The sequence below is a fragment of the Thioalkalivibrio sulfidiphilus genome (genome assembly GCF_000377945.1).
GTDB classification, from domain to species: Bacteria; Pseudomonadota; Gammaproteobacteria; order Ectothiorhodospirales; family Ectothiorhodospiraceae; genus Thioalkalivibrio_A; species Thioalkalivibrio_A sulfidiphilus_A.
In genome coordinates this window covers 19081-41498 of record NZ_KB898935.1, presented here as the reverse complement: position 1 = coordinate 41498, position 22418 = coordinate 19081, and the positions used below count along the sequence as shown (strand labels likewise).

Annotated in this window: 16 protein-coding genes; all 16 read right to left on the bottom strand. The window is 65.4% G+C overall.

What is annotated here, in order from left to right; all coding sequences use genetic code 11:
- Positions 1-341: 341 nt before the first annotated feature.
- The 16 genes from D580_RS15840 to D580_RS15290 all read right to left on the bottom strand — a co-directional run bounded on the left by D580_RS15840 (position 342) and on the right by D580_RS15290 (position 22033).
- On the bottom strand, positions 342-4127 hold the full coding sequence (locus D580_RS15840) for a PAS domain S-box protein (RefSeq protein WP_018953829.1): 3786 nt from the start codon (positions 4125-4127) through the stop codon (positions 342-344).
- A complete protein-coding gene (locus tag D580_RS15835) occupies positions 4124-7780 on the bottom strand; it encodes a PAS domain-containing protein (protein WP_018953828.1) in 3657 nt (1218 codons plus the stop codon). The genes D580_RS15840 and D580_RS15835 overlap by 4 nt, the downstream gene beginning before the upstream one ends.
- The gene (locus D580_RS0107695) at positions 7761-8585 is read right to left on the bottom strand and encodes a hybrid sensor histidine kinase/response regulator (RefSeq protein WP_018953827.1); all 825 of its coding nucleotides are present in this window, start codon (positions 8583-8585) and stop codon (positions 7761-7763) included. The genes D580_RS15835 and D580_RS0107695 overlap by 20 nt, the downstream gene beginning before the upstream one ends.
- The gene (locus tag D580_RS0107690; protein WP_018953826.1) at positions 8582-9184 is read right to left on the bottom strand and encodes a response regulator; all 603 of its coding nucleotides are present in this window, start codon (positions 9182-9184) and stop codon (positions 8582-8584) included. The genes D580_RS0107695 and D580_RS0107690 overlap by 4 nt, the downstream gene beginning before the upstream one ends.
- Positions 9185-9325: 141 nt before the next feature.
- A complete protein-coding gene (locus tag D580_RS0107685) occupies positions 9326-11041 on the bottom strand; it encodes a SpoIIE family protein phosphatase (RefSeq protein ID WP_018953825.1) in 1716 nt (571 codons plus the stop codon).
- Between the two features lie 5 nt (positions 11042-11046).
- On the bottom strand, positions 11047-11352 hold the full coding sequence (locus D580_RS0107680) for an STAS domain-containing protein (protein ID WP_018953824.1): 306 nt from the start codon (positions 11350-11352) through the stop codon (positions 11047-11049).
- A gap of 57 nt (positions 11353-11409) precedes the next feature.
- Entirely contained in the window at positions 11410-12582 is a 1173-nt protein-coding gene (locus D580_RS0107675) for a methyl-accepting chemotaxis protein (protein ID WP_018953823.1), read from the bottom strand.
- An 8-nt stretch (positions 12583-12590) separates the two neighbouring features.
- Positions 12591-13676 carry a protein-glutamate methylesterase/protein-glutamine glutaminase gene (locus tag D580_RS0107670; RefSeq protein WP_018953822.1) on the bottom strand — a complete coding sequence of 362 codons (1086 nt, stop codon included), beginning with the start codon at positions 13674-13676 and terminating at the stop codon, positions 12591-12593.
- Positions 13677-13692: 16 nt separating this feature from the next.
- Positions 13693-14349, bottom strand: coding sequence for a chemoreceptor glutamine deamidase CheD (cheD, locus tag D580_RS0107665; protein WP_018953821.1), 657 nt, complete (start codon positions 14347-14349; stop codon positions 13693-13695).
- Positions 14349-15194 carry a CheR family methyltransferase gene (locus D580_RS0107660; protein WP_018953820.1) on the bottom strand — a complete coding sequence of 282 codons (846 nt, stop codon included), beginning with the start codon at positions 15192-15194 and terminating at the stop codon, positions 14349-14351. Before D580_RS0107660 ends, cheD begins: the two co-directional genes overlap by 1 nt.
- A 98-nt stretch (positions 15195-15292) precedes the next feature.
- Complete coding sequence (locus D580_RS16980) at positions 15293-17854, bottom strand: methyl-accepting chemotaxis protein (protein ID WP_018953819.1); 2562 nt, start codon at positions 17852-17854, stop codon at positions 15293-15295.
- Positions 17855-17897: 43 nt separating this feature from the next.
- Positions 17898-18647 (bottom strand): ParA family protein, encoded by a 750-nt coding sequence (locus D580_RS0107650; protein WP_018953818.1) that lies wholly within the window; start codon positions 18645-18647, stop codon positions 17898-17900.
- A 6-nt stretch (positions 18648-18653) separates the two neighbouring features.
- Positions 18654-19163, bottom strand: coding sequence for a chemotaxis protein CheW (locus D580_RS0107645; RefSeq protein ID WP_018953817.1), 510 nt, complete (start codon positions 19161-19163; stop codon positions 18654-18656).
- 10 nt (positions 19164-19173) lie between these two features.
- Positions 19174-21270 (bottom strand): chemotaxis protein CheA, encoded by a 2097-nt coding sequence (locus tag D580_RS15295; RefSeq protein WP_018953816.1) that lies wholly within the window; start codon positions 21268-21270, stop codon positions 19174-19176.
- Positions 21271-21293: 23 nt separating this feature from the next.
- Positions 21294-21656, bottom strand: a complete 363-nt coding sequence (locus D580_RS0107635; protein WP_026289805.1) for a response regulator — start codon at positions 21654-21656, stop codon at positions 21294-21296.
- A gap of 59 nt (positions 21657-21715) precedes the next feature.
- Complete coding sequence (locus tag D580_RS15290) at positions 21716-22033, bottom strand: STAS domain-containing protein (RefSeq protein ID WP_081617252.1); 318 nt, start codon at positions 22031-22033, stop codon at positions 21716-21718.
- Positions 22034-22418: the final 385 nt, after the last annotated feature.

Genomic DNA, 22418 nt, shown 5'->3' with positions numbered 1-22418 from the left:
GTCACACTTTCTGAAAATGAGACACAAGCCCGCCCGGGAGCCTGTTGGAGTCAGGTGCGCGTAGCAAGCCGAGGACGCTAGTGTCCTGAGTCAGAGATTCGTTACATTTCAGCGGGCCTGTACGGGATGCGCGGCAAGGCGCACGAGCGAAGGACGGGCAGGCCCATTCGAGCGAGAGCAACGCGGCCGAGCGCCCGGACAGGCCCGCCCGCAGGGAGCCCCGCACAAGACCCAATGCGGCGTTGCGGTCCTTGCCAAGGGCTTGCCATTGCCTGCGGCCCGCGCCTTGCCTTGGGTCTTGTGCGGGGCTCTGAAATGCAACGAATCTCTGACTCAGGACACTAGGGTGAATCCAGGTATCGATCCAGGCACTCGAAGAAACGGGTGACATCCAGGGGCTTGATGAGATAGGCGTCGAAACCCACCTGCCTGCCCCGCTCCTGATCGCCGGGCATCGCATTGGCGGTGACGGCAATGATCGGGATGTGACGGGTCTCGATGTTCTCCCTCAGCAGGCGAAACACCTCGAAGCCATCCATGTCCGGCAAGTTGATGTCCAGCAGGACCAGGTCGGGGCGCTCGGAGAGACAACGCTGCACCCCGCTGCGGCCATCCCGCGCTTCCAGCAGACGCACATCGGGTCGCGCCGCCAGCAGTTTGCTGACCAGTCTCAGGTTGGCTGGATTGTCCTCGATACAGAGCACCTTGCGCACAGCATGCGCGGAGGCCGGCAGGGCCTGCGAGGGGGTCTCCGCGACGACGCCTCCGTTTGTACTGCCCACCGCCTCCAGCTCAAACCAGAAACAACTCCCCTCCCCCGGTACGCTGTCCACCCCGATCGCCCCGCCCATGGCCTCCACCAGCCGCTTCGCCAGGGCCAGGCCGATCCCCGTGCCCTCGATGCCTTCGTAGGCGGATTCAAGGCGCTCGAAGGGCCGGAACAGACGCGGCAGGTCGTCCCGGGCAATACCGCGGCCGGTATCGCGCACACTGACGCGTGTCCGCCCGTCGGGCTGCACGAGGCATTCGATGTCCACGCGCCCGCCGTCGCGGTTGTACTTGATGGCATTGGATACCAGGTTCAACAGGACCTGGGTCAGTCGCCGCCTGTCGGCACGGACCCAGGTCGAGGCGCAGGCCTGACCAGGGAGCGCGATGCCACGCTGGATGGCCAGGGGCCGCAACTGGGACAGGCAGGCCCGGGCGACCTCGCCCAGATCCACCACCTCCAGCTGCAGGTCCAGATGGCCGCTCTCGATACGGCTGAGATCCAGCACCTCGTTGACCAGGGCCAGCAGGTGTTCTCCAGCTCGCAGGATCTCCGCCACGCTCTCCGCCTGGTTCCCATGCAAGGGTTGCACCGGATCGGTGTCCAGTAACTGGGCGAAGCCCAGGATGGCATTCAGCGGGGTGCGCAGCTCGTGACTCATGCGCGAGAGAAACTCCGACTTGGCCAGATTGGCCGCCTCGGCGAAGGCCTTGGACATCTCCAGCTCCCGGGTACGCTCCCTGACACGACTCTCCAGTTGCAGGTTCATCTCCCGGATCAGCTCCGCCTCCCGGCGGCGCTGGGTCACGTCCCGGAAGATGCCCACCAGCAACATCCGACCCTCCAGGGCGATCATGCTGGCGGTCACATCGGCATAGAACACCGAGCCGTCCCGCCGCAGCACGGGGATGTCGGTGGCGATCTTGATCCGGCCGCGGGCCAAATCCTGAAAGCGCTCCATGACCCAGGCCAGCGAGGACTCCGGGTGGATGTCCCTGACACCCAGGCGTGGTATGTCCGAAGGGTCGTATCCGAGCATCTCCGCAAAACGGGGATTGGCCGCGACGAAGCCCAGGGTCTCCACATCGGCGTAGACGATGCCTTCGTAGGAAAGCTCGTACAGGAGCCTGTAGCGGGATTCACTCTCCAGGGTGGCCGCCTGGGCACGTTTGAGCTCGGTGAGGTCGGTCATCACGTTGGCGATCGCGATCACCTGGCCGTCGCTATCTTGCAGACTGAAGACACTGTGGAGGGTGGGCACGACTGGCCCGTAGGGTGAGTGCAGGGTCAGCTCCCCGGTCCACTGCCCCTGTTCGAGCACCTCGGGCAAACAACGGGACTCCAGCAAGGCCACACCCTCTGCGTCATAGAATGCGCGTACCTGGAGATCGCTGTTGGGGATCGTATCAGGGACCTGCATCAGCGCCCGGAAGGCCTCATTGAGATACTGTATCGAACCATCCAGATTGGCCCAGCCGATGGGTTGCGGAGATCTATCCACCAACCACTGCAGCATCTTCGCCTGCTGGTTGGCGGCGAGGCGCTCCGTGACATCCAGGCCTATTACCAGCAGCCCGGTGGTATGTCCATCGGCATCGCGCATCAGTTGGTCATGCCATTCGATCTCCCGCTCCGCGCCCGCGCGGGTGACGATGGGGTTGATGTTCCCCCTGGCCGGCGTGTCCGTGATGGCACCCTCGAAGATCGCCCGGATCCTCGCCCGGTCCCGTTCAGGCAGGAAGGTCTCGAACCAGGGCTTGCCGCGCACCTCCTCCAGGCTGTAGCCGGCGAGCCGCTCGAAGAAGGGGTTGATGTACTGGATATTGCCCTGGGGATCCAGCAGCAGCACGATCACGGGAGACGTGTTGAGCAGGCTGGTGGCGAAATCCCGTTCCCGCTGTATCTGACGCTCCGCCTCCCGGTGGGCAGTGACATCCACGAAGGAGGCCATCAGGCACAAGGGGCCGCCATTCTCATCCTTGACCAGGTGAGCCGAGAGCTGCAGTTCCGCGGTGCTGCTGTCCTGGCGCCTGGCCAGCAGTTCGCCTTGCCAATAGCCCCGCGCCATCAGGGCCTCGATCACCGCCTGGGCGGCCTGCGGCTGCTCCCAGAACTCCAGCGCGGATCGCCCGATGGCCCCATCCGCATCGGGCAGGCCCCAGAGTTTCACAAAGGCGGGGTTCACATACTGCAGGCGGCCATCCAGTCCGGCGATGGCGATGGCATTGATGGAGGAGTCCACGGCGGCGTTCTTGACGCGCATCTCCGCCTCCGCCTGGCGGCGAGCGCTGTCGTCCTGCACATGGCCTTCCAGGTAAAGCAGATACCCGTGCGCGTCGAACACACCTTGACCATGCTCATAAACCCAGCGCACCCTCCCCTGCCGATCGATGAAGCGGTAGCCGATCTCGTAGGGTCTGCGCTCGGCCAGGCCCGCCTGGACCTGTTCCCAGACCCGTTCCTGATCGTCGGGGTGAATCAATGTGCCGAAATGTACGCCGTCCCGTTTCAGGAAGTCGTCCGCGGGGTAGCCGGTCAGCCGCTCGGTACCCTCGCTCATGTACACCACGGTCCAGTTGCGGTCGTTGCGACAGCGGTAGACGAAGCCGTTGAGGTTATCCACCACCCGATGCAGGCTCTCTGCGGTACGCTGGCTGACCTGACGGATCAGCATGACGAACGCAGCCGCAAGGATCAGCGCAGAGAACGCACGGGGAAACTGCACAGGCATGCCCGTGAGGCGAAGGAAATCCTCATCAGTGGGGAGCCAGGGCGGCACAAGGGTCCCGGCATTCGGGGTAACGGGAATCAGCACACCGAAGAAGATCATGGCCACTGACGCCGCCAACAACCACGGGGCCATGAGGCTTGCTGCGTTGTTCTTGAGGGCCTCGCGCCAGGCCAGCAGAAGGGCGGCGCCCGTGAGCCAGGCGCCCGGCAAACCCAGCAGGTAGCGTGCCCCCACCTCCACGCCCAGGCGCATATCGGGCAGCCACCCGATGAATCCCGTGACGCCGAGCATCAGCACGCCATAGAGCGGTACGGCTGACAGGCGGATCCGACCAGACCCGGTGTTCCAGAGGCGTCTCCCGAATTCCAGCAAGGCGATGAAGGCGCCCGCAGAGATGAGTGTGGACGACCAGGCCAGGACGCCCGAAGGGGCCAACATCATGTCCACGTCGAGGACCTTCACCAGACCCAGCAACAATCCAAAGGCTGCCAGCCAGGGCAGGTGCGGCGCCACGGACAAGCCCTTGCCGGAACGGGGCAGCACCAGTGCCGCCACACCCAGAGAAAACAGGGCCAGGCCATAGAGCCCGTAGAACGCAGGCAGATGATCCGTGACCCAGGCGGTCATGGCGCCTGCCCGCCCGGTGCCGCAGTGCCCAGCAGACGGTCGAGCACCGCGTTGAAACGCATCAAGTCCAGGGGCTTGGTCAGATACTCGGCAAAGCCCGCCGTCCGCCCACGCTCGATGTCCCGCTCCATGGCGTTGGCGCTGATGGCCACCACCGGCACATGGCGCAGCCGACTGTCAGCCCGCAACACCTCCAGCACCTGGTAGCCATCCATGCCCGGCAGGTTGATGTCCAGCAAGACCAGATCCGGTTGCCTGGCCATGGCCAGTTCCAGCCCCAGTTCCGGGGTATGGGCGGTGAGCAGATGGATATGCGGACGCCGCGCCAGCATCTGGCTGACCAGCTTGAGGTTCGCGGGGTTGTCCTCCACGTACAGCAGCAGATGCTGCCGACCGTCATCGGTCAGTGTCTCTGAATCCTCATCGGCGTCCGACTGAGCGTGTTCCGACACCTCCTGCTGTTCCAGGGGCAGTTCAACCCAGAACCGGCTGCCCTTGCCAGGCTTGCTATCCACACCAATCTGTCCACCCATCATCTCGATCAGGCGACGGCTGATGGTCAGGCCGATGCCGGTGCCCTCCACGTCGCTGCCTTCGGCCCCCAGCCGATTGAAGGGTTCGAACAAGCGGGCCTGCAACTCAACGGGGATGCCCGGACCGGTATCCTCCACCAGCACACGCACCCGCTGCGCGCCGGCGCTGGCGACGCGCAGGTCGATCCGGCCCTGATCGCGGTTGTACTTGATGGCATTGCTGATCAGGTTGAGCAGCACCTGTTTGAGACGCCCCCGGTCCGCCCGGACCACCACGCCGGACAGGCCCTGGTGTTCCACGGTGAGTCGCCGCTCCCGGGCCAGGGGCTCCATCAACCCCAGGCAGTCCTCCACCACAGCGCACAGCTCGACCGGTTCCAGGGACAGGTCGATGCGTCCCGACTCCACCCTGGCCAGATCCAGCACCTCGTTGATCAGCTCCAGCAGATGGCGTCCGGCGCGCAGGATCTCGTGGATACTGTCCTGTTGATCCTGCTCGAGTCGGGCGTCGTATTGCAGCAATTGTGCGAAACCCAGCACGGCGTTCATCGGGGTGCGCAGCTCATGACTCATGCTGGACAGGAATTCCGATTTGGCGCGACTGGCCTGCTCGGCCTCCTCGCGCGCCCGGATCAGGGCATTCTCCGCATCGACCTGCTCGGTGATATCCTGAACCGTGCCCACCATACGGACCATACGACCCGCCTCATCCCACTCCGCCCGACCCAACTCGTGCACATAGCGGATCTCCCCATCGGGGCGCAAAATACGGTGCACCACGTCGTGATTGCCCGTGAGCTCGGCTAGGCGCTCGCTTTCATGCACCAGGTGCAGGTCCTCGGGATGTACCGAGGCATGGAAGGCTTCGACACTGGGTTGAAACTGGTCAGGGTCGCGCCCGAAGATGCGGTAGATCTCGTCAGACCACAGCACGACACCACTGGAGATATCCGCACTCCAACTACCCAATCGCGCCAGGCGCTGGGCTTCCAGCAGCAGCTGCCGCTGCTCTTCAAGGGCCAGCTCAGCCTGCTTGCGGTCTGTGATGTCCTGCACCACCCCGAGCATGTGCAATGGCTCGCCCTGCTCGCCGCGCACCACGTCCCCTCGTTCCAGCAGCCAGCGAATGTTGCCGTCGGGCCAGACCACGCGATGCTCTACGAAGTAGTCCTGCCCGTCCTCCATGCAGCGCCGAATCGCCTCCACCACGCTGTCCCGGTCCTCGGGATGCACCGCCGCCATGAAGTTCTCATAGCTGGTTTCGGTGAATCCCTCGTTATAGCCGAACAAAGGGGCGATGCGCTCGGACCAGAACAGGGCACCCGACCGGATGTCCCAATCCCAGGTACCGATATTGGCGTACACCTGGCTCATGCGCAGACGCTCTTCGCTGCGCTCCAGGGCCTCGGTGGCGGCGACCCGGTCGGTGACATCGGTGGCAACGCCGATGTAATGGGACAGTTCACCCGCGTAATCCCGTACCGGTGCCAGGCTCAGTTCGTTCCAGAACAGGGCACCGTCCTTGCGGTAATTCCTCAACAGCACCTTGGTCGGACGCCCTGCCCGGACGGCCGCACGCAGTTCATCGAGCGCCGGCTGCCCGGTATCCTCGCCCTGCAGGAAGCGGCAGTTGTGCCCGAGTGCCTCGTCATCTCCATAGCCGGTGATGCGCTTGAAGGCAGCGTTGGTGTAGATGATGGGCATGTCCGGCTGGCGGGCATCGGCAATCACGATGGCGCTCATGGCTGCCTCGATGGCCTCGGTGCGCAGACGCAGCTGCGCCTCGCTGTCCCGCAGGGCCATCTGGGTCCTGTGACGCACCAGGGCGTTGGCCAGCATGTTCGCCAGGACCCGCAGGCCTGAGATCTCCTCCGTGGTCCACTCCCGGGTATCCGACACGGCGTCGTAACCCATGAAGCCGATGGTCACGCCCCGATGGCGGACCGGCACCAGGAGCAGAGAACGGATCCCCTGGGCCTCCAGGAAGGCGCGATCCCGCGTCGCCTCAGACGGTAGGCAGGCGACGTCCGAGATGACCAGTTCGCTATCGGTCGCGAGCCGCTGCGCGATCCAGCCCATCTCCGCGATTGAGACATCGCGGATACGATCCTTCTGGGGCGTGATGCCCGGCGCGCACCATTCATGGGTGTTGGTGACCGTAGTCCCGTCATCGGAATACAGGAACAGGTAGGACCGGTCGGCGCCCACGTACTCGCCGCAGATCTGCAAGGCCTGCATGAAGGCCTCGTCGATGTTCCTGTTGATGAAGCCCACGGCCGCGCGGGCCACCATGCGCTGCATCTCGTGCTGACGACGCAGGCCCATCTCGGCGGTCTTCAGTGCACTGATATCGGTGCGGATGGAGATGTACTGACAGGGTCTGCCTTGCCCGTCCAGGACCGGGGTGATCGTGCTGCTGACCCAGTAAAGGGAACCGTCCTTGCGACGGTTGCAGATCTCCCCCTGCCAGGTCTCGCCCCCGGCAATGGTGCGCCATAAATCCTGGTAAAACCCGTCCGGATGCTCCCCGGACTTGATCAGGCGATGGTTGCGTCCGAGGAGTTCCTCCCGGCTGTATCCACTGATGCGGCAGAACAGGTCGTTGACATGGGTGATGTTGCCGGCCCGGTCGGCGATACTCACGATGGCGTGCCGGTCCAGTGCTTCGCGCACCCGCTGCCACTCGCGGTGTCTCTCGTCCAGCCTGTCGCGCAGGTCCCGAAGGGCCCGCGCCTGTCGCACCCGCGCCCGCAGCGCCACCGCCAGCTGGACAGGGCTCAACGGCCCAGGCAGGACATCCAGTTCCATGTCAGAGGCGGGCGCCTCGGACCAGCGCTCCGCGTCGGTCAGGCACAGCACAGGCCTTGAGAGATCGGGTGTCTCCCCCGCCATGGCGCTGGCCAGGGCGGAGAGCGCATCCTGGCTGTCGTCCAGGGCCAGGAGAATCACGTGGGGATCCAGGTCGGCAAGCCCGGCCAGGGCCTGGCCGGTGTCGTGCTCCACATGCAGCTCACAGCCGAGCCCTGCCAGCAGATCCACGTGGGCCGCCAGCACCTCCGGCGCCGGGGCCAGGAGCAGCACCCGGGCGCCGCAGAGCGGATCAATCCCGACCGCGGACATGGGTGCCCCGTGACGACATCGCTGTCTCTTTGGCATCCCTGCCCCGCAACATGCGTTCAAGACTCGACAGGGCCTCGTGCAACCGTGGCCATTGCCGTTCCAGCGTGTCCCAATCCCCTTCGCGCAGGGCCAGCTCCAGGCCCAGCACCTGGTCCACGAATCCGAGCGCGCCGACGGCGGCGGCGGCGGAACGCTGGCGATGCAGGAATTGCCTGAGCCGTTCCCTGTCACGGTCCGCCAGCGACGCCTCGGCCTCCGCCAACCCCTGCATCGCGTTATCCAGAAACAGTTGCACCAGCCGCCTGGAATCCTCGCCCGCTGCCTCGCCGAGCAGTTCGGAGAGGACCCGGCGATCGAAAGCCACCGGTAACGCTGCCGGCTGCACGGGCTTGGCGATGGCCTTGGGGACCCGGTCTGGCTCGCCTTCTTGCCAACGCATGAGAATGGCACGCAACTCGTGGAGATCCACCGGTTTGACCAGGATCTGGTCTACGCCGGCCGCCTGCAGCGGGGCCTGACGCTCCGGCTCCCAGGTGCCGGTGATGGCGATGATCACGGGCGCCTCGCCCCGGTCCGCCGTCTCCGACCGCAGCCGGCGCACCAACTCGGCGCCGTCGATGCCGGGCAGGTTCAGGTCTGTAAGCACCAGGTCATGACGGCTGCGACGCCATGCCTCCAATGCGGTCTCGGCATCGGCCACGGCCTCCACTTGGCAGCCGAGCAGCCCCAGTTGCCGGGCCAGCAGGCCGCGGTTGACCGGGTGGTCCTCCACCACCAGGACACGCAGGGCCGGCAGTTCACTCATGAGGCGCGTCTCGGGAAGGCGCGCTCAGTGAGTTCCTGCTCGATGAGCTTGCGCAGGGCGGCGAAGGGCACGGGCTTGGCGTAAACCGGAATCTGCTCCGGCACACCTCCGCGAGCCCTGATCTCCTCGGGCGAGAGCGCACTGACCACCACCACCTTGCCGATGCCCGGCACCTGGCGGAACAGGTGACGGATCATCTGGAAACCATCCATGCCCGGCATGTCCAGGTCGGTGATCACCAGGTCCGGCACCTCACGACCCACCTGAATCAGGCCATCGAACCCGTTTTCCGCCAGGCGCAGATCCAGGTTCAGGCCCCAGCGGGCGAACTGCAGGCGGTAGAGTTCCCGTTGCACCGGCTCATCCTCCACCACCAGGACCTTGAGCCGACCAAGGGCCGGCTGCTTGGCGCTTTGCTGCTCCCGTTGCAGCCGATCCACGGCATCCCTGGCCAGGCGCCGGTGCCCTCCCGGCGTCTTCCAGGCCGGCAGGATGCCCGCCTCCACCCAGAGCTGCACGGTGGTGAGAGACACACCCAGGACCTTGGCCGCCTCTCGGGTGGTGTAGAAATCCCTTGCTTGATCGTGTCGCTTTGCCATAAATGCAATGATTAACATTTTTAATATTTTTTCAATAGACACGGCCAAGTATCGGGCAGATTCATCGAAACCATGAATCAATGTGTGAGCTGGCTCTCATCCCTGGGCCGACCTGAAGATGCCCAGGCGTGGGGAGCGGTCTCAGGACCAGCGGTAAACCGCCTCGACCTGGTTGCCATTGCCCAGGTACTGCACGGACTCACACCATTCTCGCACCAGGGAGACTCCCCGCCCCCAGGGGCGCAACAGGGCCTCCTCTGGCGGGACCGGCGGTTCAGGCTCGAAACCCTGGCCGCTGTCACCCACGCGCACGATGAAGCGGCCGCCGGCATCCAGGGCCTCGTAACGCACCTCGACACAAATGCGCCCGCGCACACCCTTTTCCAGCCGCCTGGCCCGTTCGGCGTAGTAGAGTTCGAAGCCGTCCGGCAGGGATTTCATGGCCGAGGGCAATTCCAGCACCCCGTGCTCCAGGGCATTGGCATAGAGCTCATTGACGATGCCCTCCAGGGCGGCCTGATGGGCCTCCAGCCCCTCCAGCAGGCCCAGGGGCCGCAGGGCATCCAGCAAGCCCGGGGAGGCCGGCAGATGCCTGCCGCTCCATTCCATGAACCAGCGCCAACCGCCCTCGGCGGGCCACTCCAGATCCCGCCGCACCGGACAGGCATCGGTACATGCATTCATGGGCAACTCGACCGCCGTGATGTCATCCCGTTGCGGGATCCCGTCACAGTGGGCCTCCAGGAGCCGGGCAAGATCGGGCAGCAGCCGTTGCGGGTCATCGATGTGCCGCAGCCAGTCCAGCACAGCCCCCTCTCCCAGCATGGCTCCCGCCCCGTCCTCGGCCTCGGTCAGACCATCGCTGAGCATGAGCAGGCGCTCCTCGGCCAGAACGCTGATCTGCTCCAGGGCGCCATCCCGCGGCAGATCCGGAACGATGCCCAGGGGCAGGCCGCGGGACGGCAGTGAACGTACGCCCTGGGGTCCCCACAACAGGGCGGGCGGCATGCCGCCGTTCCAGAATCTCAGGACGTTGTGCCGTGCAGACAGGGTCGCCAGGCAGGCGGCCATGAACCGGTCCGCGGGCAGCAGGTCGTAGAGCCGGCGGTTGATCTCCGTGAGCAGTTCCAGGTCATCCGCGCCGTCCCAGGTCATGGCATGGAAGATCTCCGTGACCGGCAGGGCGCCGATGGCCGCCGCCAGCCCGTGGCCGGTGAAATCGCCCACCAGGACCCGCAGCCCGCCGTCGGGCAGATAGGCGGACAGCACCAGGTCGCCACAGAAGGTGGCCGCAGCCCGTTGCAGGATACCGATCTCGTCGGTGGCCACGTTGCGCGCGGCCACCACCCGGTGAAAGATGCGCTCCGCCAGTTGCTGCTCCACGTGATCCCGTTCCCGGGCCTCGGCCAGCACCTGATGCTGCGCAGCAAGACGGCGGTGCAGATCACGGATGCGCTCCATGGCCCGCACCCTGGCATCCAGGATGGCGAAGTCGAATGGCTTGCTGAGAAAATCATCCCCCCCGGCCTCGGTGCAGCGGGCCAGGGATTCGGAGTCCTTGAGGGCGGTGAGAAAGATCACCGGCACGAAGCGCTCCCCTGCCATGGCCTTGATGCGGCGCGTGGTCTCGTATCCGTCCATGCCCGGCATCATCACGTCCATGAACACCAGGTCCACGGACTCGGCGGCGAACAGCTCCAGGGCCTGCTCACCGGTGCTGGCACAGAGGGTGCGAAAGCCCTGCCGCTGAAGCAGGGCCTGGAGCAGGCGCCGGTTGGCACCTTCGTCATCCACCACCAGGGCGATACCGCGGTCGGCCTGCTGCTGCGCTCCGGTGTCCGGCATGTCCTGCAGCATGGGGATCAATTCAGGTTGAACAAGCGGCCGAAATTGGCAATATCCAGAACTCTCCGCACATCGGCGGAACAGCCTTGGATGCTCACCCTGGCCTTGTCTCCACCGGCATGCTCCCGCAACAGCAGCAGCATACCCAGGGCTGCGCTGTCGATGTAGCTCGCCTTGCTCAGATCCACCACGTACTCCACCTGCCCGCCGGCCATGTCCCGATAGGCATCCCGGAACGCCCGCTGTTGAGAGAAATCGAAACGACCGTCCACGTGGATGACAATGCATTTGCCGTTGGAATCCTCGCTTCGCTTGATACCCATAGCTGCTCCTGATCTGTAAACCATTCGTAGGCCGGACTTTGGCCCGACAACACTGCCTCAAAACAGCTCCACTTCGCCTTCATCCACGGAGGTCTGGGACACCGGGCGGTGGCGGGACTGCGCCCATTCCTCGCGCCGCAAGCGCACACGCTGCACCAGGGCCTCGGTGTCACCGGGGGTTTCCAGATCGCCGCACAACTCGCGCACATGGGCGAGGCTTCGGGAGGCCGCGCCCAACGACTGGGAAGACATGTCCTCGAACTGCAGGGCACGCACCGCCGTGGCCACCGCTGTTTCCAGCTGCGGGCTGATGTCCGAGAGCGTGTCCAGGGCCGACTGCAGACGACCGCTCAGGGCCTCGGCGCGGGAGAACATCTCCTGGATGTGTTCCTTCTCTCCCAGGGTCTCGTTCATGTCCCGGGAGGCCATCTGGTCCACGGTCGTCTGGACCTTGGCCACCGCCTGGCGCGTCTCGTTGACCTTGGCGCGGATCTGCTCGTTGAACTGCGCCGAGCGCTGCGACAGCGCGCGGACCTCGGTGGCGACCACCGCGAAACCCCGGCCCGCATCCCCGGCGCGGGCGGCCTCGATGCTGGCGTTCAGGGCCAGCAGGTTGGTCTGGTCCGCCAGGGAACTGGATTCCTCCAGCAGCCGGAAGATGCCGTCCAGGTGCCCCAGCATGTCGTCCATGTGATGGGCGGTCTGCACGCTCAGCTTGCTCACCTCGACCAGGGTGTCAATGAAGTGCTGCAGGGAGTGGTCAGAGCGGGAGGCGAAACCGCTCATGAACGTGGACAGGCTCACGGGCTCACCGCCCTCATCCTCAAACTGGATGCTGTCGCGGAGCAGTGCGGCCTGGTGGTTGGAGAGTTCATGCATGCGGGTGAAGGTGGAGGACAGTTCCTGAACCGCGTGACCGATCATGGACGTGACACGCCCCACCTCCTCCTCCACGTGGCTGGCCTCGCCTTGAATGGTCTGGCCCACTTCCTCGAGGACCCGGGCGCAGGGCGCCTGTTCATTGGAGAGGGCACTATCCCCAGACCCGGGGAGCATTCGCGGCCAGAACAGCATGGCCGCCCCACCTGCGGCCAATGCAAGCAGCATCTGCACCCAAGCGCCGGAGAGCAGTGACATCACCACCAGCGCCAGCGCCAGACCCGCCACCAGCCAGCGTCCCCAGGCCTCTCCCGCGCGACGCAGGGCACCTATCTTGAGCTCGTCGAACATCCTTCCCCCTATCCGGTGCCGGCCATTGACTGTCCACGGGCGGCGCGCAAGAGCCCTTGCGCGATGGCCTCCAGGGGCAGCACCTCGCAGGCGCCGCCCCGTTTCACGGCCTCACCGGGCATGCCCCAGACCACGCTGGTCGCCTCGTCCTGGGCGATGGTATGCACGCCCGCCTCGCGCAGCTCCAGTAGCCCCTGGGCACCATCCGCGCCCATGCCGGTGAGCAGCGCCGCGGCGGCATTGCTCCCCGCCGCCTGCAACACGGAGCGGAACAACACGTCCACGCTGGGTTTGTGCCGGTTGACCGGTTCCCCGTCATTGAGCCGGCAGACATAGCGGGCACCATCGCGCACCAGCAGCAGGTGGCGGTCGCCCGGGGCGATGAACACGTGACCGGGTATCACCAGGTCGCCGTCGGCGGCCTCCTTCACCGTCAGGCCGGTCTGGCGGTTCATGCGCTCGGCAAACGCGGCACTGAACCCGGCCGGGATGTGCTGTGCGATCACGGTGCCCGGCGCGTCCGGCGGCAGGCGCAGCAGCACCTCCTTGATGGCCTCGGTACCGCCCGTGGAAGCACCGATCGCCAGGATGCGATCGGTGGTACGGAAATGCTTGGGTGCCGCCTTGGGCAGTACCGCGTCAGTGGTCTTCAACGGCGCAGGATCGGGCAGACGCGTCAGGGCGCGCACCTTCACGCCGGCGGCGACCCTGACCTTCTCGATCAGCTCCTCGGCATAGTCTTTTAAGGTGTGAGAGACATCCAGCTTGGGCTTGGTGACGAAATCCACCGCCCCCAGTTCCAGGGCCTGCAGGGTCACATCGGCCCCCTGCTCCGTGAGGGATGACACCATCACCACCGGCATGGGACGCAGGCGCATCAGGTTGCGCAGGAAGGTAATGCCGTCCATGCGCGGCATCTCCACGTCCAGGGTCAGCACGTCCGGATTCAGGGCCTTGATCTTGTCCCGGGCCATGTAGGGATCGGAGGCGGTTCCCGCCACCTCGATACCCGGTGCGCTGCTCAGGATCTCCGTGAGCAGCTTTCGGATCAGCGCCGAGTCATCGACGATCAGTACACGAATGGGTCCGGACACGCATGCTCCTCAGTTCTCAGAAAAGTTCGACTTCACCCTGCACCGGCGCTTCTTGCAACTGCGCCATGTAACGGGTCTCGCGCTGCACGATGGTCTCGTTGTGCATGGCGCGCAGCTTCTTGATCCTCACCCGGCCGCTGTCGGGGAAGAACACCACCTTGCGGGGGTGCGGCCCACCCAGGTCCTCGGCAACCAGGTTCAAGCCCTCCACGCGGATGAACTCGCGCACGAAGGCGATATTCTTGCGTCCCACATCGGTCATCTGCGCGAGCACCTGTCCTCCGCCGAAGATCTTCACCTCCAGGTGCTCCCGGCGCCCGCCGTTTTTCAGAATGTCGTTGATCAGGGTCTCCATGGCATAGCTGCCATAACGGGCCGCGGCGCTGGCCCCGCCCCAGGCCTCCACCCGCTCGCTGTGGGGCAACATGAAGTGGTTCATGCCGCCGATGCCCAGCTTGCGGTCGCGCACGCAGGCGGACACGCAGGAACCCAACACGGTGGTGATCAGCTCACCATAGAGGGTCACGTAATACTCCCCGGGCAGGATCTTGGCCGCGTAGCGATCGTGTGTCGGATCCCAGTAGCGGTTGATGTGCTCGTAACCGGGCAGTACAGGCGGCGGGGGGCGCGCGCTGTTGGCCCTGGACAGACGGGTCACCACGCCCTGTGCCATCAGCCGACCCTCCTGTAAATGGTGTTGCCCAGCAGCTGGAACCGCTCGGAGACCTTGTGCAGGGTCTCGGAATGGCCGATGAACAGATGGCCATCGGGACGCATCTGCCCGGCAAAGCGATCGAACAACACCCGCTGGGTGGACTTGTCGAAATAGATCACCACGTTGCGGCAGAAAATGATGTCGAAGGCACCGCGCATGGGCCAGGGATCGAGCAGATTGAGCGGACGGAAGCGGATCAACTCCTGGAGTTCCGGGCGCACCCGTACCATGCCCTGATTCGCCCCCTTGCCACGCAGGAACCAGCGCCGGCGCCGGGCCTCGCTGATGCCCTCGACGCGATCCGCGCCGTAGCGGCCCGCCGCCGCGGTGGCCACCACGTTGGTGTCCAGGTCCGTGGCCAGGATGCGCACGTCCCAGTCCTCGGGCACGGTCTCCGCCACCACCATGGCGATGGAATAGGGTTCCTCCCCGGTGGAACAGCCCGCCGACCAGATGCGCAGCCGGCGCTCGCTCCGCTCTCGAAGCAGCCGGGGCAGCAGATCCTTCTGCAAGTACTCGAAGTGATGGGGCTCGCGGAAGAACGAGGTGAGGTTGGTGGTCAGGGCATTGACGAAATGCTCCAGTTCCTCGCCGTCACCCTGCTCCAGCAGTTCGCAGTAATCCGAGAACCGCCGTAGTCCCAGGGCCCGCAGGCGCCGCTGCAGACGGCCGTAGACCAGATCCCGTTTCGCGTCGCTCAGGACGATCCCGGCGTGCTCACCGATGAAACGGGCGATGAAGCGAAAATCCCGGTCAGTGAACTCAAAGTCCCCCGTCCGGGCACCCGCCTCGCCAGCCTCCATTGACCTGCCCGTACTGCGCGCTGCCGCCATACCGCTTGCCATGTAGCGCCTCTCCCCTGGATCAGACCCGCCGGACGGATGCGTCCGGCGGGACGCGCTCAGAACTCTTCCCAATCCTCGCCCTGATCCTGGGGCACGGGACGGGTGCGGGCACGGGGTGCCGGGGCACTGCGCTGGGCAGGACGCGCGGGAGTGGCAGGCCGACCGGCAGCCTGGCGGGCCGGAGCTTGTCGCGCCTGGGCCTGACGGGCCGCCGGCATGCGCGGCGCGGGTTCCACTTCACCGGTATGGAAGAAGGCCATCAGTTCCGTCAGCGCCCGGGCCTGTTCATCCAGGGCCTCGCTGGAGGCGGCGGCCTGTTCCACCAGGGCGGCGTTCTGCTGGGTCACCTCGTCCAGCTGAGTCACCGCCTTGTTGACCTGCTCGATGCCGGCGGACTGCTCCTGGGCGGCGGCGGCGATCTCGGCGATGATGTCGCTCACCTTCTTCACCGCGGTGACGATCTCCTCCAGGGTCTTGCCGGAGTCGCCCACCAGGCGGGAACCGTCCTCCACCTTCTCGACGCTGTCCTTGATCAGGGACTTGATCTCCTTGGCGGCCTGGGCGCTGCGCTGGGCCAGGTTGCGCACCTCGGCGGCCACCACCGCGAAGCCGCGTCCCTGCTCGCCGGCGCGGGCCGCTTCCACGGCGGCATTGAGGGCCAGCAGGTTGGTCTGGAAGGCGATCTCGTCGATGACGCTGATGATGTCGGCGATCTTCTTGGAAGCGCTGTTGATCTCCGCCATGGCAGCCACCGCCTGGCCCACCACCTCACCGCCGCGCTCGGCCTGATCCCGGGCACCGGCCGCCAGCTGGTTGGCCTGGCGGGCGTTGTCGGCGCTGGATTTCACCGCCGAGGTCATCTCCTCCATGCTGGAGGCGGTCTCCTCCAGGGACGAGGCCTGCTCCTCGGTGCGCTGGGAGAGATCCGTGTTGCCCTGGGAGATCTCCGAGGCGGAGGTGCTGATGCTGGTGGCACCCTCGCGGATCTGCTCCACCGTGTTGCGCAGGTTCTCCACCGTACCGTTGACGTCTTCCTTGAGCTGGCCGAACAGGCCATGGTACTCGGCGTCGATGCTGCCGGTGAGATCCCCCTGGGCCAGGCGGCGAATCACTTCCGCCACGTCGGTGAGGCCCTTCTCGCTGATGTCCATGAGATCATTGAGCAGTTCACCCAACTGCTGGAAGAAACCCTGGTACTTCCCGGTGTCGATGCGGTTGGAGAATTCACCCCGGGCGGCACCAGCCACCAGGTCGCGGATCTGGCGTTCCGCGTCCTTCATCTCGGTGATGTCCTTCCACTCCACCATGTTGCCCATGTACTCGCCGTTGGGGCCGCTCACATAGGTGGCGTTGACCTCGAACTCCAGGTCCAGCACCTTGATCTCCGCCTTGGCAGGCAGACGATTCGGATCCTTGAGCAGGGCCCGCTGATGGGCCGGGTTCTTGTGGAACTTGTCGATGTTCTGCCCGAGCAGGTTCTCCGGGTCGAAACCGGGGAAGGCCTGGCGCAGTTCGGCGGCCCGCTTGCGGAACATGGCCATCACCGCAGGATTCACATAGACGATGTTCAGATCGTCGTCGCACATCATAATGTTGGAGGTGGATCCGTCGATGGCTGATTGCAGGCGAGCCACCTCCCGCTCCTTGCGCCGTTCTTCAGTCACATCGGACCACTCCAGGGTGTTACCGATGTAATTGCCCTGAGCGTCCATGATGGCCGTGACGTTCAGGTTGAAGCGCAGGCTGCCTACCTGGATGTCGGTGCGGTAAGGCAGGTTGGCGGGGTCCTCCAGCAGCCGGCGCTGATGGGCCGGATTGGCATGGAAATCATCGATGCAGGTACCCACCAACTTGTTCACATCGAAGCCGGGGTAGATCTTGCGTAATTCCGCCTGATTGCGGCCCAGCAGCTCGATGGTGGACTTGTTGGCGTAGGTGATGACCAGGTCCCGGTCCACCATCATGATCGCCGTCATGGCCCCGTCCACCGCGGAGCGCATGCGATTGAGTTCGGCCGCCACATCGGCACCGGCCACCTGTTCTTCCATCACCTTCTTGCTCGCGACCATTGTTCCGTCCTCCGTCGTGCCGTAGGCACTCAGCATGATTTCACCAATCGCGGTCAGAGCCGACCGCCAGGCATTGTCGAATTCCTCGTTCCAGGCATCGCCCGCCAGCTCCGCCATCACCTCGCGCAGGGTGGTGGCTACCGCCCCGTAGTGGGCTGGCAGGGCGCCGTAACCCTGATGACGGGCGCCCAGTTCCCGCAGCACCTTCTGCAGCGCCTCGGGCTTGCGCAGGTTGTTGATCACCAGCTTCAGGGCCGCCAGCAGCTTGCGCTGCTGCTCGGCGGGGGTGGTGTTGTCGAACAGCCGGCGCACCGCCGGGTGGTCCTGGAACAGGCGTGCATAGAAACGCGCCACCAGCGCCTCACCCTGGTCGGCCAGCAGCTCGAAACTGCGTTCCAGGGCATCCACCGCGAGTCCCTCCGGCTGTTCCCGGGAGATATCGGACTTGCGCCGCGCCCGCTTGCGCCGCTCCACGGGTTTGGGTGCCGTCGTCACGGCAGGGGCCGCATCGGGCGCATCCTGGAGCCAGGCCAGGGGGTCGTTGCCCATCTTTGTCGTTGTCTTTGCACTCATCGCTTCACCCTTGCACCTGTCAGCAGGCCCAGCCGTTCATCAGGTCCACGGCCAGGGCCCGGTATTCATCGGCACTGCGGGAATTGGGTCGGTACTCGAAGATCGTCTTGCCGAAACTGGGGCTCTCGGTCAGAGCCACCGCCTCGCGCACCGGGGTACCCAGCACCTGCCCCGGGAAATAGGCGCGGATCTTCTCGCGCACCTCCTGGGCATGGCGACGGCGCTCCTGGAAGCGGGTGATGAGGATCCACTTGCGGGTCTCGCGACCGGTCTTCGCCTCCAGGCGTTTGAGCAGGGCCATGAGTTTCGATAGGCCCACCAGGGCCAGGTAATCGCCTGAGACGGGGATCAGCAGTTCCTCGGCGCCCAGCAGGGCATTCATGCCCAACAGCCCGGAGGACGGCGGGCAGTCCACGATCACGAAGTCCTCGTCATCCAGCTGTGCGAGGGTGTTGTGCAGCAGCCAGCCACGGGCCACGCCGCCCTCGGTGAGTCCGTCCACCTCGTTGAGCCTCGGTCCCGGCGGCACCAGGTCCACGCCTTCTCGCACCTTGATCCGCACCACGTCCAAATCCGCCTCGCCGCGCAGCACCGCGTCCAGCCCCTGTTCAGCGCCATGCACGCCGAAACTGGCGGCCAGATGCCCCTGGGGATCCAGGTCGATGGCCAACACCCGGCGCCCCTCCAGGGCCAGGCCATGGGAGAGGTTGGCCGCCGTGGTGGTCTTGCCCACACCTCCCTTCTGGTTCATGACGGCGATCACCCGCATGGCCCCTCAGTCCGCCTGCTCCGCCGCGGCCAGGGCGCCGGTGTTCAGCAACCGGTCGATGTCCAGCAGGATGATCATCTTCTCCTCCACCGTGGCCAGCCCCTGCACGAACTGGTCATCGATGGCACCACCCAGGTCCGGCGGCGCCTGGCGGTCCTTGGCGTTGAAGTTGTAGACCTCGGAGACCGCGTCCACCACGATGCCCATGTCCCGGTCGCGGCTCTCCCCCTGCACCCGCACCACGATCACCACGGTGGTGGGGCCGTAGTCCAGGCGCTCCAGGCCGAAGCGCTCGCGCAGGTCCACGATGGGCACGATGGTGCCGCGCAGGTTGATCACCCCCTTGAGGTAATGGGGCGCGTTGGGGATGGGCGTGGTCTTGGTCCAGCCGCGGATCTCCTGGACCCGCAGGATGTCGATGCCGTATTCCTCGCCGGCCAGGATGAAGGTGAGGTACTGATCCCCCTCGCCGCTGACGCCGGAAAAATCGCTTTCCAGGGCCTGTCCCATGTTCATGTGCGTGTCCTCATGCCGCTTCGTGTTCCCGGGACGGGCGCCATCCCGGCTGCCCTCCCGCTTGCTTGTCCAGGGTCATCAGACCGGAGACGTCCAGGATCAGGGCCACGGTGCCATCACCCAGGATGGTGGCGCCCGAGAGCCCCTCCACGCGCCGGAAGTTGGTCTCCAGGGCCTTGATCACCACCTGCTGCTGACCGAGCAGGTCGTCCACCACCAGGGCCAGCTTCTGGCCTTCCGCCTCCACCACCACCAGCAGGGAGTCGGTCAGCTGCCGCTCCGGGCGGGCACCGGCGCCCAGCAGGGCGTCCAGGAACAGGATGGGGATGTATTCGTCCCGCAGGCGGTAGACCAGGCGCCGCTCGGCCACCGACTTGACGAACTCGGGGCGCACCTGGATGGACTCGACGATGGAGATGAGCGGCACCACGTAGCGCTCACCGTCCACCTCCACCAGCTGACCGTCCAGGATGGCCAGGGTCAGGGGCAGACGGATGGTGAAGGTGCTGCCCTCGCCGGGCCGGGACTGCACCTCCACGGAGCCGCCCAGGGCCTTGATGTTCTTGCGCACCACGTCCATGCCCACGCCCCGGCCGGAGACATCGCTCACCTGCTCGGCGGTGGAGAAACCCGGCGCGAAGATCAGGTCGTGGATCTGTTCGTCGCTGAGCACCTGGTCCGGCGCCACCAGGCCCCGCTCGACGGCCTTGTTGAGGATCCGGTCGCGGTTCAATCCGGCACCGTCATCGCTGATCTGGATGACGATATTGCCGCCCTTGTGGAAGGCATTGAGATGCACCTCGCCCGCCGCCGGCTTGCCGGCGGCGACGCGCACCTCGGGGGTCTCGATGCCGTGGTCGATGGAATTGCGCACCAGGTGCACCAGCGGATCACCGATCTTCTCCATGACCGTCTTGTCCAGCTCGGTCTGCTCCCCGGAGAGTTTCAGCTGCACCTGCTTGCCCAGCTTGGCGCCCAGGTCATGGACCATGCGCGGGAAGCGGTTGAAGGCAAAGCTGATGGGCAGCATGCGGATGCCCATGACGCTTTCCTGAAGCTCCCGGGTATTACGCTCCAGCTGGGCCAGGCCTTCCAGGAGCTTCTCCAGGCAGGGCAGATTGTCTGCCCCGGCGCTGCCCTCCAGGCGCTCACCCACCTGGCTGAGCATGGACTGGGTAATCACCAGTTCACCCACCATATTGATGAGCGCGTCGATCTTGTCGATGTTTACCCGGATGGAGCTGCTCTCGGTGGCGGGGCGTGACTTGGCGCTGGCCGCCGAAGCCGGGACGGCCGACCCGGGTACAGACGCAATCGGCACCGGCGTCCCGGAAGTGGCGCCGGAGACAGGCGGCGGGCTCACTGACTCCGGTGCATCTTCTTCGGCCCCTGCACCCTCGTCCTCCCGCAGGGGCTCGATGAGCAGTTCACACTGATCCTCGACCCACTCGAAGACCTCGGCCACCGCCTCGCGGCTGGCATCGCCTTCCAGGCGCAGATCCCAGGCCAGCCAGCAGGCCTCCGCATCCATGTCCGCAAAGGGTGGCAGACGATCCAGATCACACTGCACCTGCAGAGGACCGAGTTCCTCCAGGGCGGCGAACAGCCGCAGGGGGTCATTGCCGGTGCGCAGCACCTCCGGCTCGGGCACGAAGCGGATGTGCCAGCCCGATGAGACATTCACTTCCCCGTGAGCCGCCTCGCCATCCGCGCTTGCGGCCTCGCCCTTGCCCAGGGAGGCCTCGATGGCGGCGCCCACGGTGGCGATGCGCGCAGCGTCCACCTCGGCGCCGTCCCGGGCCGCCTGCAGCATCTCGCGGATGCAGTCCACGGATTCCAGCAGCAGTTTCACCAGCTCCGGGGTTGCACTGCGATGCCCGGATCGCATCTCGTCCAGCAGGGTCTCCACCCCGTGGGTGAACTCGCCCACGGCGGCAAAACCGAAGGTGCCTGCGCCCCCCTTGATGGAGTGGGCGGCACGAAAGATGGTGTTGACGGCCTCCACGTCATCGCCCTGGAGATCCAACAACTGGGCCTCCATCACATCCAGCCCCTCGAAGCTCTCTTCCAGGAAGGTCTGTACGAACTGGCTGACGTCGATGCTCATGGCGCGCGTACCCCGGTTTCAGTTCAACCCAGCACCCGTTTCACGGTGGCCAGCAGCTGGTCCGGGCTGAAGGGCTTGACGATCCAGCCCGTGGCACCCGCCGCCTTGCCTTCCTGCTTCTTCTCGGGGCTCGATTCGGTGGTCAGCATCAGAATGGGGGTGAACTTGTAGCTGGGCAGTGTACGCAGCTCCTTCACCAGCGAGATGCCATCCATGCCCGGCATATTCACATCGGAAAGCACCAGGTCCACCCGGCCGCCCTTGGCCTTCTGGAGGGCATCACGCCCATCCGACGCTTCAACCACCTCGTGGCCCGCCTGCTTGAGGGTGAAGGCCACCATCTGGCGCAGGGAGGTCGAATCATCCACCGCAAGAATCTTTGCCACCGTGATTTCTCCGCTTATTTTGTTACACAAGACACTCGATCAACCCTCATCCCGGCAGGTCAGGGCGTACCGGTCGGCGCCGGGATCAGCGCTGCCAGACCCAGGCGCTCGGCCGCCGAAACCAGCGCATCGGAAGGCTCCACCAGCCGCACCGGCAGCGACCGTGCGCGGGCCTCGTGCAGGAACGCGGCAACCAGCTGCACCCCGGCGGTGTCCAGACGGCTCACACCGGCCGCCTGCAGCTCCACTCCCTCACCGGCCTCCAGGCCGTCCCGCAACAGGGCGTGCAATTCGGCCGCGTAGCTGATGTCCAGGCTGTCCGGCAGCACGATGCTCTGCATGGCAATTCCTTCCGATTCGTCAGACATCTGTGGCATGAATAAAAACTAGCAATATCCATGCCCTATAATGAATAAGTCTTTATATCCAGTCACTTGCGACTCCGGCGCCTAACCCTCCGAAGGCATTCCGGCCGCGCCGCGCCAGGAGATTGACGCCCGAACGCACTCACACGTCTGGTTCTGGCAGGCCTTTTAACCGCGCTCCCAGCTCATGTATCGGCCGTATCTGCCGATAACTTGAGGACAGGAGAACCCGGGCCTGGAAATCCGGCCCACGCGATAAGGCCGAGAGACACCCTCCCCGCTCTGGCCACGTTATAAAACATTTTTTTCACTATTACCACTTTTTATATTTTTATGGCAAGATTGGCTCACGGCTGGAGCTGGCATCCTCAAGCTGCAGCCCCATGAGCCAGACTTC